Genomic DNA, 13,349 nt, shown 5'->3' with positions numbered 1-13,349 from the left:
CGGTTCGACACCGCAGAGGGAACTGCCGCAGCAGCAAACTACGAGACGCTCGCGCCATCCCCTTGCAACACCAACGTGCGGTAATGTCCCGGGTTGCAACCGAACCACTTGCGAAACGCCTTGTAGAACGAACTGCTGTCGGCGAACCCCAGGCGCTCGGCAACCTGCGCCAGGCCAAGTTCGGCGTCGGCCAGCCAACTGATCGCCAGTTCCCGCCGCACGCTGTCTTTCAGGCCCTGATAGGTCTGCCCCTCTTCCGCCAGCCGGCGGCGCAGCGTGGAAGCTGACATGCACAGCTCAAGCGCCTGGCGCTCGGCATCAGGCCAACCCGCCGGGTCATGCTGGCGCAGGTCATGGCGAATGCGCCGGGCCAGGCTGTCCGGGTCGCGGTACTTGACAAGAATGTTGCCGGGCGCCTCCGCCAGGAAGCGCTGCAGGTCTTCCGCCGTGCGCCTGGGCGTCAGCGCCAGGCAATCGGCGGCGATGATCATGCGTGTGCGTGGCCGGTCGAACTGGAGATTTTCGGAGAACATCACCCGATAGTCATCGCAGAACGCTGGCTCGGCGCAGCGCAGGTCGATGGCCAGAATGGGAATGCGCCGTCCGGCCAACCAGCAGGCCACACCATGCACGATCATCCAGAAGGTGAAATAGGTGAAGGCGCGCCGCGGTCGCTCCCGCGGCTCGCCAATGACGATCTCGGCCAGGCTGCCTTGGCGCACCAGTACCGGTTGCAGGTCTTCGAGCATCAGGCCAAGGAAACCCAAGGCCACGTCCAACGCTTCACCCAGGCTGGGCTGGGCCATGGCGGCGCGCGCCAGCAGAGCCAGGCTGCCGGTTCGCAGGCCACGGGGATCCATGGCAAAGAACTCGTCATTGCAGCGCTGCGACAACAGCCGCCACAGGCGCGCATAGGCGCTTGCAGGCACCCGTGCATCGGCCTGTTCGAACAGGCTGGCATCGATCCCGGCGCGTCGCAGCAGGGCGCCAGCGGCATCACTGTCGGGGCAGCTCTGCAACAGCGCCTCACGCACCAGTTGCATGGAAATCGTATCTTTCTCGCTCATCGGCCATCCGGCGCCAGCTTGCTCGTTGGCGGCCATCTTACGGCAACCAGGCGCGGCCTCACAGGCTTGCCGCCAAGCCAAGGAAGGCCTGGATCAAGCGCAATTCGCGGCGCCGCTCCAGGCAACCGAGCATGTGCTGGTTACGCAGCCCCTCTCCCGCCAACGGTCGAGCCACCACACGCGGGTCATGCGCCACCTCGGTCGACGAGACAACACCAATGCCCAGTTCCGAGGCCACGGCTTCGGTCACCGCCTCGCGGCTGTCCAGTTCCAGCAGTACACGCGGTTGTACCTTGGCCTGGGCACAGGCTTTGTCGAACGTACGCCGGGTTGTCGAGCTCGGCTCGCGCAGGACCATGATCTGCTGGTGCAGTGCGGCCAGCGGCAGGTCACCCTCGCCGCTGGCCCAGTCGTGGCCTACGGGCAGCAATGCGCACAAGTGCGACTCGCAGAGGCTCTGCAGATGCAGCCCCTTGCGCGGCTCGATCTCGGTCAGCACGGCGACGTCAGCATGCTCCGACAGCAGCGCGGCCAGGGTCTCCTGCGCATTGCCCAGGCGCAGGTTGACGGTAATGCCTGGATAGCGCTCGCGCAGCAGCGCCAGCATGGGCATGACCCGGTGCGGCCCATCGGCAGCCACCTCCAGACGCCCGGTAAGGAGCTGACGATTGGCTTCGAGCATGGCCTGCGCCTCCTCGGCCAGGCCGAACATGGCACGGGTGATGGCCGCCAGGCGCGTGCCTTCTTCGGTGAGTTCGACGCGCCGAGCGGTACGCCTGAGCAGCGTGATCTGATAGTGCTCCTCGAGTGCCTTGACGTGCCCGGTGACCGCCGGCTGGCTGATGAACAGACGCTCGGCGGCACGTGTGAAGCTGCCTTCGCGGGCAACGGCATCGAAAGCACGAAGCTGGAACAGGTTCATTTCGTATCGGCCTGACTTATAGCTGACATAACAACAAACAATTTGATTGATAGCTTGGCGAATTGCAACCTAGGCCCCGTAGTTTCAGCGCCCACCCAACCGGCGACCACCGCAGCTTGTGAGGAACCACGGAATGAGCAACGCCCCGATTCTGCTGACCCCCGGCCCATTGACCACGTCACTGCGCACCCGTCAAGCCATGTTGGTGGACTGGGGCTCCTGGGACCGCGATTTCAACCAACTGACCGCCAGCGTCTGCGAGCAGCTGCTGGCGATCATCGACGGCAGCGCCAGCCACCACTGCGTGCCCCTGCAGGGCAGCGGCACCTTCGCCGTGGAAGCCGCCATCGGCACCCTGGTACCCCCTGACGGCAAGGTCCTGGTACTGATCAACGGCGCCTACGGCCAACGCCTGGCGAAGATCTGCAAAGTGCTCGGCCGTACCTTCAGCACCTTCGAAACCGCCGAAGACCAACCGACCACTGCCGCCGACGTCGACCGCCTGCTCGCCGCGGACCCGGCCGTGACTCACGTGGCGCTGATCCACTGCGAAACCAGCACCGGCATCCTCAACCCGCTGCCAGAGATCGCCCAGGTGATCAAACGCCACGGCAAGCGCCTGATCATCGACGCCATGAGCTCCTTTGGTGCGCTGCCGATCGACGCCCGCCAGATCCCCTTCGAAGCACTGATCGCCGCCTCGGGCAAATGCCTGGAAGGCGTACCGGGCATGGGCTTCGTATTCGCCGAAAAGACCGCGCTGGCCGCTGCCGAAGGTAATGCCCATTCGCTGGCCATGGACTTGCACGACCAGCACGCCTACATGGCCAAGACCGGACAGTGGCGCTTCACCCCACCGACCCACGTGGTCGCGGCCCTGCACGAGGCCTTGCAGCAGTACAACGAGGAAGGCGGCCTGCCCGCCCGCCACCAGCGCTATGCCAACAACTGCAAGACCTTGCTCGAGGGCATGGCCGCCATCGGCCTGCGCAGCTTCCTGCCAGCCGAGATCCAGGCGCCGATCATCGTTACCTTTCATGCGCCGAACGATGCCCGCTACCAGTTCAAGGACTTCTACGAACGCGTCAAGGCCAAGGGCTTCATCCTCTATCCGGGCAAGCTGACCCAGGTCGAGACCTTCCGCGTCGGCTGCATTGGCGTGGTCGGGGCGGACGGCATGCAGGCCGCCGTCACTGCCGTGGCCGACGTGCTGCGGGAAATGGAAGTACTGGACATCTGACTCGCTGCCCTTTCAATTTCAGGAAAACGCGCACATGAACTACAGCAACCCTACCCAGCTGCAAGCCGCCATCCTCGACTGGGCCGGCACCGTGGTCGACTTCGGCTCATTCGCCCCGACCCAGATCTTCGTCGAAGCCTTCGCCGAGTTCGATGTACAGGTCTCGATCGAAGAAGCCCGTGGCCCGATGGGCATGGGCAAGTGGGACCACATCCGCACCCTGTGCGATGTGCCAGAAATCGCCGAACGCTATCGCAAGGTGTTCGGCCGCACGCCGACCGATGATGATGTCACCGCCATCTACAACCGCTTCATGCCACTGCAGATCGAAAAGATCGCCGTGCACTCGGCGCTGATCCCTGGCGCCCTGGACACCCTCACCGGCCTGCGCCAGGACGGCCTGAAGATCGGCTCGTGCTCGGGCTACCCGAAAGTGGTGATGGACAAGGTGGTGGAATTGGCGGCCAACAACGGTTATGTCGCCGACCATGTGGTGGCCACCGACGAAACCCCGAATGGCCGCCCATGGCCAGCCCAGGCCCTGGCCAACGTGATTGCCCTGGGCATCGATGATGTGGCGGCCTGCGTGAAGGTTGACGACACGGTGCCGGGCATCCTGGAAGGCCGCCGCGCCGGCATGTGGACCGTGGCCCTGGTGTGCTCGGGCAACGCGTTGGGCCTGACCTGGGAAGGCTATCAGGCACTGAGTGCGGAAAAGTTGGAAAGCGAGCGAAAACGTATCCACGCGATGTTCGAGCATTCTCGCCCGCACTACCTGATCGATACCATCAATGAGCTGCCCGAGGTGATTGCAGACATCAACCGGCGCTTGGCCAAAGGGGAAATGCCGCAGGCATCCTGATCCTTCGGTGCTGCACCCATCGCGCGCAAGCCCGCGCCTACAGGCACAACCTCGAGCCTGCAGGAGCGGGCTTGCGCGCCAAAGCGCTGGGTGAAATCGCCCGAGCGCAACCCTTGTCTATCCCCGACTTCTCTCAAGGCTGCGAATGGTCTGCAAGGTGAGCTGCAGCCTCAAGGCATGGGTATCGGCGTCCTTTTCGATTTCCAGCGCGTTCAGGCTGGCTCGATACTGGAGCTCACCCAACTGAACACGCTGCCCTTCGATAAGGTTGCGCCTCTGCGTGTACACGTCTGTCAAGTGACTGAATGCACCGGCATTCTCAAGCTCCACATACCGTTGCCAGAACGACCGGCGACAGAGGCTGGCTGCCAGATTTTCATGGGTTTCGTTCTCGCGCAAGGCACGCAGCGCCTCCAGCAACTGCTCCCCGGATACCCGACCGTCCTGCGACTCGCGCAGTGCCAACGGCTGCTGGGGCAAGTTCAAGCGCTGGCGCAGCCGCACCCTGTAGCCCAAGACAATTGCCATGCGGTCTACGCGCGCGCGCACCTGCTGACGCCGGACAACATCTCGACGCGCGTACTGGTTCAGGAAGTCCAGCCGCATCAACGCCCGCCCGAAATCCAATAGCTCGGCACCGCGGCCAACAGCCACACGCGCCTCTGCCCGAGCAATGCGCAAGTGCAATGACAACTGGCTGAAACGGTCGATGACAGCGTTGTCATCTGTCATCGGCTGGGCCATCAATGCGTCGACTTGCTGGCGAAACACGGCATTGTTTTCCCGCTCGGTCAGCACGCTCCAGCCCTGTTCGAACAGGTAAGACCGCTTCCAGCTGAAGTCGGCAAACGCAATCAGGTTGCCCAACAGTCCAACAAACTTTTGCCCTTCCACTGTTTTCTGCAATTCGTCCCAGCGTTTACCGAGGCTGACCTGGCCCTGGGCATCTTCACCTGACCACCACGCGCGTGCATCGATCGTCGAGACGGGCGGCCCAGACGGCTCTTCCGGTATGCTGTCCAACGCGTAGAAGCGCTGCAGGTCTCCACTGCTTATCGAATTGCCGTCAAGCTGGAAAGCGCGGCGAAACTCATACGGCATGAGCAGCAAGTCGTTTGGCGCAGCCGGCAACTGGTTGTAGCGCAAGTCTGCTACCTCGAGAAAGCCACAGAGCTCCACGCCGAGCGGCCAGGTACCCAGGCGACAGTTACGCAAATAGAGTTTCACCATGTGCGGCAGATGATTGAACCTCATCGCGAATTGACCAAGAGGATTATGGCTGAGGTCGAGCGAGCAGAGGCGCGGCAATCGGGTCAATGCCTGCTCGGAGGCAGCGTCCAGTCGAATGTTGTTGCGCGCCAAGCTCAGTTCGCGCAGCTCGGTGAGGTATGAAATACCTTCTGGAACCCGCAGCAGCGCATTCCCCCCCATGCTCAAAACCCGCAAACCGCTAAAAGCACTGAGAAATTGTGACGGCACTTCGCTGATCGTTGTACCGGTCATCACCAACGAGGTGATGTAGGTGAAGTTCAGTTGTAGCGCAAATGCCGGAAGGGTGGTGATAGTCAAGTCAGTCAGGCTCAGGCGCTGCCGTACCACACCGTCATCGTTCACCGCTTCCACCTCGGCCTGCGCGCCCCACGCTCTTCTCAGACGTTGGGCAACGTGTCCACGGATTTGCCGCCTGGCATCATTGAGCTCACTGCCTTGCCAGCGTTGCAGCGTCACTTCCAACTGCTCGTGGTCGTCCTGCAACTCGAGCAACAGATCGTACGCCGAAGCCCGTCCCGCCAGCATTCGCTGCAGTTCCTTATCGATTTGCGTTTCGCTCAAGCCCGGAAAGTAGCGGCGCATACCGTCTCGCAACACCTCCCGAGACGTTCTCGCGCGCTCTGCACCGCGCCCACTGAGCAGGTAACCGACCCGGCCGTCTTCCAGGCGTTGCCCCGGGTTGAACCAACGTGTGCGCTCTGGCCACTCCATGAAGCGGGCAATCTCCTCATGGCCTTCAGGCAGTTGCTCCAGTGCCCGGCCCCGCAGTACCTGGCTGACCCCGTCATCCCCCTCGACCCCCAACTCGGCCCATTGGGCAGGCGTCGTCAATGCGGTGATGACTTCGAAAAGATCGCCCGGGTCGTCTACGGAAATCTCAAGCTTGCTGCCATCAGCCTCGAAGGCATTGAACCGCCCCTCCTGATGAACCAGTGTCCGTAATGGCTCTCCCTGGCCCTGCGCCACCAGACTCGCCACCAGGCGTCCGTCGACTTCACCCTCACACAGGTTGATGTTGATGGTCCGAGGGTCAAGTTGATTGAGCAATGCGAACACCAGCTCGCCGGTTTCCGTGCAATAGCCGCTGGCAAGGTAAAGGCCCGCCAAGGCCTTGCTGATTCTCGCCACACGCAGCAACGAAGCCGCTTTGAGCGCCAACCCTTGGGGAAGCCTGCGATTGCTGACTGCTTCACTGCGTTCAAGCGCACTGGCCCCGCCTGCCAGCAGCGTGGCATAGCTATCTCCCAAACCAGGAAAATCCCTCTGCAACTGTTTGAACAAAGGGTCGTTTCCAACAATGTCCGGCCGTGTCAGGTGCATGTAAAGCGCCCCGCGCAGCTGCAGCTTTGCCTTCAGTACCTGCGCGATACCCTTGCCCACATCGGGCAACCCCTCGCACCACTTCAATAGCTTCTCATCCTGCGCATCCAGACGTTTGCGCTGCAAATGGTCGAAGAACCGCCCGATTTGCTCATCCGCCTCGAAGCTGCGCAGCGCTTCGCGCAGATTGACAGGCAACACCCGGTTTTCCATCAGGATGCCACGCAGTTCATCTTGATCGACCCCTGCCACGCGCAACACCTGCTCCGCCCGTTGCGCACCGATCATCGGGTGCTGCGGCCACAGCCGATCGAGCATTCGCGCACGGTCATCCCACTCCCAGGGCCGCTCGCATATCGGCCGCCAGCATCGCTCATCGTTATGCAGCACGACGGGCTCGTATGCCCCTGAACGACGCTGATGGCGTAACCGATAAGGGCCCTGCGGGTCAGGCCGATGCACCTCGTAGTAACGTGAACCGGAGCGCAGCCAGCGCTGCTTGCCATCGCCATACAAGCCATCGGGACGCAGGGCAATGTTCCCGGGCACCGACTCGTAAGGCACGAGACTGTCGTCCCACAGACGCTTGATACCGCTTCTTACATTGACGGGCTCCATGGCAGCGACCAGGGCACTGCGCACGACACTCACGCCGACCACGGTCGCGGTGGTCACAGCCAGCGCTTCGGCCACGCCGAGCATATGCTCCAAGGCTTCATGACGGTGCCCCTCGTACCAGTCCTGTGCGCCCTCGAAGACATCACTCAAGGTCTGCAACACCAGTTGCCCCAGCAACAGCGCACCAAGCACCGGGATGAAAAGCCCTGCCAGGTTGATCAGGTTCAGGCCTGCCGACTTCCAGGCCTCATGCCGGGCGCGGGCGGCCTTGACATCGGCCTCGGCCGTTGGCACCAACAGTAACCGCGCATCTTCTTTGGTGCGTTTGACCTGGGCACTGGCCAATGCGTCGAAAATGCTGCCCTCAACCACGACACCTTCGAGGTCAAGGTCAGGTTTCGGGTCTTTCAGGCGCTTGCCGAGTTGCTCGACGAAACTGGCCCGGTTTTGCAGGCTGATCAGCTGAGTGAAAAAGGAAAGGTAGGATTCGTCTTGCAGCAATGCGGCCAGGGCACTGTTCATCGAAGTTTCATCAGCGAAGTAGCGCAATGCCTGCAACGGATCGCTCGGCAGGTAGAGCAGGACACCCACCTGCCGGCCCTCCACATCGCGCAAGCGGACCAGCATGCCATCAGCCGCAACCTGACCGAGCACCTGCAATGTTCCGCCGTAACCGCGCAGCCCCGACTTCTCCAGATGTATCTGTTCGCGTGTCATTTCAAGCAAGGCGATCTCCACCTTGGCGGAAATGTCGCCTTTCATCGCTGCGATCTTGCTTGCCAACGCAAGCCCGGAACGCTTGTCATCGGCCAGGATGCCCAAGGCCTCAGCGTTGAAGACCTGGTCCAACTCATCCTGATATTTTTTTCCCACATCCAGCATTCGGCACGTGGACACCAGCTCCGTATCCGAGATCGACAGCACTTCATCCTGGCCAGGCGCGACCAGACCGGATCCGGCATAGAAGGAATTGCCAAGCTCGAAGTTGCTCATCAGCCGCAAGATGCCGGAGGTGCGTGATGCCTGGTAACCAAACGCCTGCATGTCAGAACTGCCGAGCGTACCCAGCCAGGGCGTCACCACCAGCCATTCAAGCTGTGAAAACTCCACGCCCTCGGGCAGTGGCTTGGCCAACAGCACCTTGAGGTGCTTTTCGGCGAATACGTCAAGCGGTTCGAGCTTCAGGGTGTGCCTACGCAGGCGCGCCTGGCTGGCCTGGTGAATATTGAAAGCCGCACGCAATCCTGACAACTGGGCGCGTGAAGCCTGCTTCAACCAGGCCGGCAGCCTTGCAGCAATGAAGTCATCGGTGGCGCCGAGGATTTTTTCATCGGCCGTGCGCATCGCCGAGGGTGTGTTGGACATTGTCGCTCCAGCAACGAGGTTCAGGAGCGACAATGCTGTAAGGATTACCCGGCCTGACTACAGCTGGAATGGCTGCCGGCAAGGGCGTGAGCTCAGACCGCCCGGTTCAGCTTGACCCAAGAGGCGAACTTGTCGATGAAGCCCTGCAGGAACGGCCGGGTCTTGTCGCTGAGTTTGCCACTGTCATCGAACAGGTTCGCTGCACCGCCCAGGTAGGCCTCTGGCATCTGCATGCAGGGCATGTCGAGGAAGACCAGCGACTGGCGCACGGCGTGGTTGGCACCAAAGCCGCCAATGGCCCCCGGCGACACGCTCACCACGGCCGCGGGCTTGCCGCTCCAGGCGCTCTGGCCGTAAGGTCGCGAACCTACGTCGATGGCATTTTTCAGGCAACCTGGCACCGAGCGGTTGTACTCCGGGGTGACGAACAGCACGGCATCGCTACGGCGGATCTCTTCGCGAAGGCGCTTCCACGGCTCGGGCACACCTGCGGCCTCGACATCCTCGTTGTACAGCGGCAAGTCGCCGATCTCGACGATCTTCAGGTCAAGGCTGGACGGTGCCAGCTCTGAAAGGGCGCGGGCCACCTTGCGGTTGTAGGAGTCCTTGCGCAAGCTGCCGACGACGACCGCTACCGAATACACCTGGCTCATGGCGATTTCCAACCTTTGCTGGCTAAAGAGACGATGTAGTTATAGATGACCGTTCCTCGGCACTTAGGTTTTTTTTGCCGAAGACGAAAACTCCCGCCGGGTTGCACGGTCTATCCCTGCAGACATTTCCTACGTATTTCAGAGGTTTTCACCTAAATGGCAGCAGTAATGGTCGGCCAGTTCCACGCCCGAGACGCCGAAGGCCGCATCTACCCCGTTCACGAGTTCCAGGAGTCGACCCTGCAAACCGACGGCAGCGCCCTGGGTGCGCCGATCACCACCTATCGCCTGGCCATTGGCGACCGCGTCAACCACCTGGGTGAAGACCGCTTCGAACTGGCGCGCACCGGCGTCGAGATCATTCGCATCCCTTGATGCAGTCCACCGTGTACTGGCCACTTTCGTTCTGCAGGCCATGCACATCGGCGACGAAGCCGGGGAAGCCACTGTTGAAAGCACGGGCGAATGCCAGGTAGTCGAGGATCGAGCGGGTCGCTTCGGTAAACCGCTCGCCCGGCATGATCAACGGAATGCCCGGCGGGTAAGGCACCAGCATCACGGCAGCGACCCGGCCGAGCAGCGCCTCGATCGGTACCGCCTCCACCTCCCCACGCACCATCAGGTCGTAGGCCCGCGCCGGCGTCATGGCCACTTCGGGCAAGCGCGTGAACAGACGCTTGAGTTGCTTGGCCGTGGCATTGGTGCGGTAGCAGGCGTGCAACTGATCGCACAGATCGCGCAGGCCCATGCCCTGGTAACGTGAAGCGTCGACCGCGACGATGCTGGGCAGGCACGTGCCAAGCGCGGTGTTGGCGTCATAGTGGCGCTTGAACTCCAGCAGCTCGGTCAGCAGCGTGCTCCACTTGCCCTTGGTGATGCCCATCGAGAACAGCACCAGGAAGCTGTAGAGCCCGGTCTTCTCCACCACCAGGCCGCGTTCCCAGAGAAACTTGCTGACCACCGCCGCAGGAATGCCGTGCTCGCCCAGCACGCCACCGGCACTCAGGCCCGGCATCACCAATGTCACCTTCAGCGGGTCGAGCAGCACATAGTCGTCCGCAACCTCGCCAAAACCATGCCACTCGGCCCTCGGCTGCAATAGCCAGTCCTGGGCATCGAGGCGCTGGATACCCTCCGCCGCTGGCGGCTGCCAGATACTGAACCACCAGTCATCGGCGGCAATGTGCTCGCGCAGGTTGGCCAGGGCCCGGCGAAAACTCAGGGCTTCGTCGAACATCTCCTGCAACAGCGAGCGCCCCGCCGGCCCCTCCATCATCGCTGACGCCACATCCAGCGAGGCGAGGATGCTGTACTGCGGCGAAGTGGAGATATGCATCATGAACGCTTCATTGAACCGGTCGCGGTCGAGTTGGCGCTGCGCGCCATCTTGCACATGGATCATCGACGCCTGGCTGAAGGCGGCAAGCAATTTGTGGGTGGAGTGGGTGCTGAAAACCAGTGGGCTATGGGCATTGCACAGGGTGCCCATGGCATAGCGTTCGGCGAAGAACTCATGAAACGCCGCGTAGGCGAACCAGGCCTCGTCGAAGTGCAGCACCTCGACACTGGGGCCAAGCACTTGCTTGATCAGGCCGGCGTGATAACACAGGCCGTCGTAGGTGGAGTTGGTCACCACTGCCAGCTTGATCCGCGGCTCACGCCCCTTCGCCAGCGGGTTGGCCTGGATCTTTGCCTGGATCGCCTCTGGGGTGAACTCACTGAGCGGGATAGGCCCGATGATGCCCAGTTCGTTGCGCTCCGGGCACAGGTAGACAGGGATAGCACCGGTCATGATGATCGCGTGCACCACCGACTTGTGGCAGTTGCGGTCCACCAGCACCAGGTCATCACGGCCGACCATCGCGTGCCAGACGATCTTGTTGGCGGTGGAAGTGCCGTTGATCACGAAGAAGGTGTGGTCGGCGCCAAAATTGCGCGCCGCACGGGCTTCGGCCTGGGCCAGCGGGCCGGTGTGGTCGAGCAGCGACCCAAGCTCGGGCACCGAGACGGACAGGTCCGAGCGCAGCGTGTTTTCCCCGAAGAACTGGTGGAACGCCTGGCCCACCGGGCTCTTGCGGTAGGCTACACCGCCGCCGTGGCCAGGGGTATGCCAGGAATAATTGGACTGCGCGGTGTGCTGGACCAGCGCCTTGAAGAACGGTGGCAGCAGGCCGTCGAGGTAGTTGTGCGCAGCGCGCGCCACCTGGCGGGCGAGAAATGGCACGGTGTCTTCGAACAGGTAGAGGACGCCACGCAACTGGTTCAGCTCGCCCATGGCCTCGGCGGGGGCATTTTCCAGGGTGACCTGCTCACCCAAGGCGAAGATCGGCAGGTCGGGCGCACGGGCACGGGCCAGGCGGATCAGTTCGGCGATGTTTTCCAGCAGGTGGGTATTGGCCCCGACGCCCTCGGCGGCGATCAGCATGCAGGCCAGGCCATGGTGGGTGGCGGCGACCAGGCGCGCTTCGGCGTGGTCGGCGGCGGCGAGGATGGCGAAGCCGTCCTGGCTCAGTTCCTGCGCGATGCCACGGATGCGCTCACCGGCGACACTGTCGGCCTTGATGGCACGGTGGACGATGAGGATGGGGAACTTGAGGTCCTTGTACATCAGGCTGCTACCTCCGAAGGACAGAGCATCCTTCCTCAGGGTAGTAGAGCCTGATGATTACCGTAGCGGCCCTATCGCCGGCAAGCCGGCTCCCACAGGAAAACCACTGTTATCGAGTTCAGTGGGTTGCCGGCGACAGGGCCGCTACAAACCAAGAGTCAGCCAGCAGGCGTCTCCGTCAACGCCTGCCACATCGAAGGCCCACCCGCCGACTTGGCAATCGCCGCCAAACGCTCGGCATGGGCCTCCAGTTCCTCGGCACTGGCCATGATCACCGGCCCCGGCGCACGGCCGACAATCCGGCGAATTTCACTACCACCACTGCCCTGACCGTCGTTGTCACCGTCAGCCCCGTGCCCAGCCAGCGACAGGCTGGTCTGGCCACCCGTCATCGCCAGGTAGACGTCCGCCAGCAGCTCGGAGTCGAGCAATGCGCCGTGCAGCTCGCGGCCGGAGTTGTCGATGTCGTAGCGTTTGCACAGCGCATCGAGGCTGTTGCGCTGCCCCGGGTGACGGGCACGCGCCAGCAACAGGGTATCGAGGATGGTGCAGTGGTTCGAGATATCGGCGCGGTCGCTTTGCCCCAGCAACGCGAACTCGTTGTTGATGAAACCAACGTCGAACGCCGCGTTGTGGATGACCAGCGTGGCGCCCTGGATGAAGTCGAAGAACTCCTGGGCGACATCGGCGAAGCGCGGCTTGCCGACCAGGAAGGCATCGGTGATACCGTGGACGTTGATCGCGCCCTCGTCACTTTCGCGGTCAGGCTGCAGGTAGACGTGGAAGTGCCGCCCGGTCAGGCGCCGGCCGATGACCTCGACGCAACCGATCTCGATGATCCGGTGGCCTTCGCTGACCGGCATGCCGGTGGTTTCGGTGTCGAGAATGACCAGGCGTTTATCTTGCTGCTGCTCCACGCGGGGCGCTCCAACTTGCATCGATTACAGAGCCGCGGATTGTACCCCAGCTCAGCGCTTGGCGCGCACTTCCTCGACGCCGCGGTTGGCCAGCTGGTCGGCACGTTCGTTGCCCGGGTGGCCGATGTGGCCACGCACCCATTTCCAGGTGACCTTGTGGCGGTTGACCTGCTCGTCCAGCAACTGCCACAGGTCGGCGTTTTTCACCGGCTCTTTCGCGGCGGTCTTCCAGCCGCGCTTCTTCCAGTTGACCATCCATTCGTTGATGCCCTTCATCACGTACTGCGAGTCGGTGGTCAGCACCACCTCGCATTCACGCTTGAGCGCCATCAGCCCCTGGATCGCCGCCATCAGCTCCATGCGGTTGTTGGTGGTTTCGCGCTCACCGCCCCACAGTTCCTTCTCGACGCCCTTGTAGATCAGCAGGACGCCCCAGCCGCCGGGGCCAGGGTTGCCCTTGCAGGCACCATCGGTATACAGCTCGACGCTTTCGCTCATGTACCAC

10 protein-coding genes are annotated in these 13,349 nt (G+C 62.6%); 3 read left to right on the top strand and 7 right to left on the bottom strand.

All coding sequences use genetic code 11. The features are described 5' to 3' along the window. Positions 1-38: 38 nt before the first annotated feature. A complete protein-coding gene (locus KU43P_RS09070) occupies positions 39-1,067 on the bottom strand; it encodes an AraC family transcriptional regulator (protein ID WP_317662432.1) in 1,029 nt (342 codons plus the stop codon). 58 nt (positions 1,068-1,125) lie between these two features. After that, complete coding sequence (locus tag KU43P_RS09065; RefSeq protein ID WP_317662430.1) at positions 1,126-1,989, bottom strand: LysR substrate-binding domain-containing protein; 864 nt, start codon at positions 1,987-1,989, stop codon at positions 1,126-1,128. Positions 1,990-2,122: 133 nt separating this feature from the next. Here KU43P_RS09065 and KU43P_RS09060 point away from each other — a divergent pair, with 133 nt between their 5' ends. Both KU43P_RS09060 and phnX read left to right on the top strand, forming a co-directional pair. After that, positions 2,123-3,229, top strand: a complete 1,107-nt coding sequence (locus KU43P_RS09060) for a 2-aminoethylphosphonate--pyruvate transaminase (protein WP_317662429.1) — start codon at positions 2,123-2,125, stop codon at positions 3,227-3,229. Positions 3,230-3,263: 34 nt separating this feature from the next. After that, positions 3,264-4,091 carry a phosphonoacetaldehyde hydrolase gene (gene phnX, locus KU43P_RS09055; protein ID WP_317662428.1) on the top strand — a complete coding sequence of 276 codons (828 nt, stop codon included), beginning with the start codon at positions 3,264-3,266 and terminating at the stop codon, positions 4,089-4,091. Positions 4,092-4,208: 117 nt separating this feature from the next. On the opposite strand, the gene KU43P_RS09050 is transcribed toward phnX, so the two are convergent. Together KU43P_RS09050 and KU43P_RS09045 are read right to left on the bottom strand one after the other, a co-directional pair. Continuing rightward, positions 4,209-8,666, bottom strand: a complete 4,458-nt coding sequence (locus KU43P_RS09050; protein ID WP_317662427.1) for an NEL-type E3 ubiquitin ligase domain-containing protein — start codon at positions 8,664-8,666, stop codon at positions 4,209-4,211. 92 nt (positions 8,667-8,758) lie between these two features. Beyond that, positions 8,759-9,319, bottom strand: coding sequence for an NADPH-dependent FMN reductase (locus tag KU43P_RS09045; protein ID WP_317662425.1), 561 nt, complete (start codon positions 9,317-9,319; stop codon positions 8,759-8,761). 156 nt (positions 9,320-9,475) lie between these two features. Here KU43P_RS09045 and KU43P_RS09040 point away from each other — a divergent pair, with 156 nt between their 5' ends. After that, positions 9,476-9,694: a hypothetical protein gene (locus KU43P_RS09040; protein WP_176516311.1), complete on the top strand. Its 219-nt coding sequence runs from the start codon at positions 9,476-9,478 to the stop codon at positions 9,692-9,694. Here KU43P_RS09040 and KU43P_RS09035 read toward each other — a convergent pair. The 3 genes from KU43P_RS09035 to rnhA all read right to left on the bottom strand — a co-directional run bounded on the left by KU43P_RS09035 (position 9,678) and on the right by rnhA (position 13,342). Next, positions 9,678-11,927: an Orn/Lys/Arg decarboxylase N-terminal domain-containing protein gene (locus KU43P_RS09035; protein WP_317662423.1), complete on the bottom strand. Its 2,250-nt coding sequence runs from the start codon at positions 11,925-11,927 to the stop codon at positions 9,678-9,680. The genes KU43P_RS09040 and KU43P_RS09035 overlap by 17 nt on opposite strands. Positions 11,928-12,085: 158 nt before the next feature. Next, positions 12,086-12,844: a DNA polymerase III subunit epsilon gene (gene dnaQ, locus KU43P_RS09030; protein WP_317662421.1), complete on the bottom strand. Its 759-nt coding sequence runs from the start codon at positions 12,842-12,844 to the stop codon at positions 12,086-12,088. Between the two features lie 51 nt (positions 12,845-12,895). Beyond that, the gene (gene rnhA, locus KU43P_RS09025; RefSeq protein ID WP_176516318.1) at positions 12,896-13,342 is read right to left on the bottom strand and encodes a ribonuclease HI; all 447 of its coding nucleotides are present in this window, start codon (positions 13,340-13,342) and stop codon (positions 12,896-12,898) included. Between the last annotated feature and the right edge of the window lie 7 nt (positions 13,343-13,349).

This window comes from Pseudomonas sp. KU43P (assembly GCF_033095865.1).
In the GTDB taxonomy this organism is placed as follows: domain Bacteria; phylum Pseudomonadota; class Gammaproteobacteria; order Pseudomonadales; family Pseudomonadaceae; genus Aquipseudomonas.
Note: the sequence above shows the minus strand (reverse complement) of the source record. Positions and strands in the feature narration are given on the sequence as shown.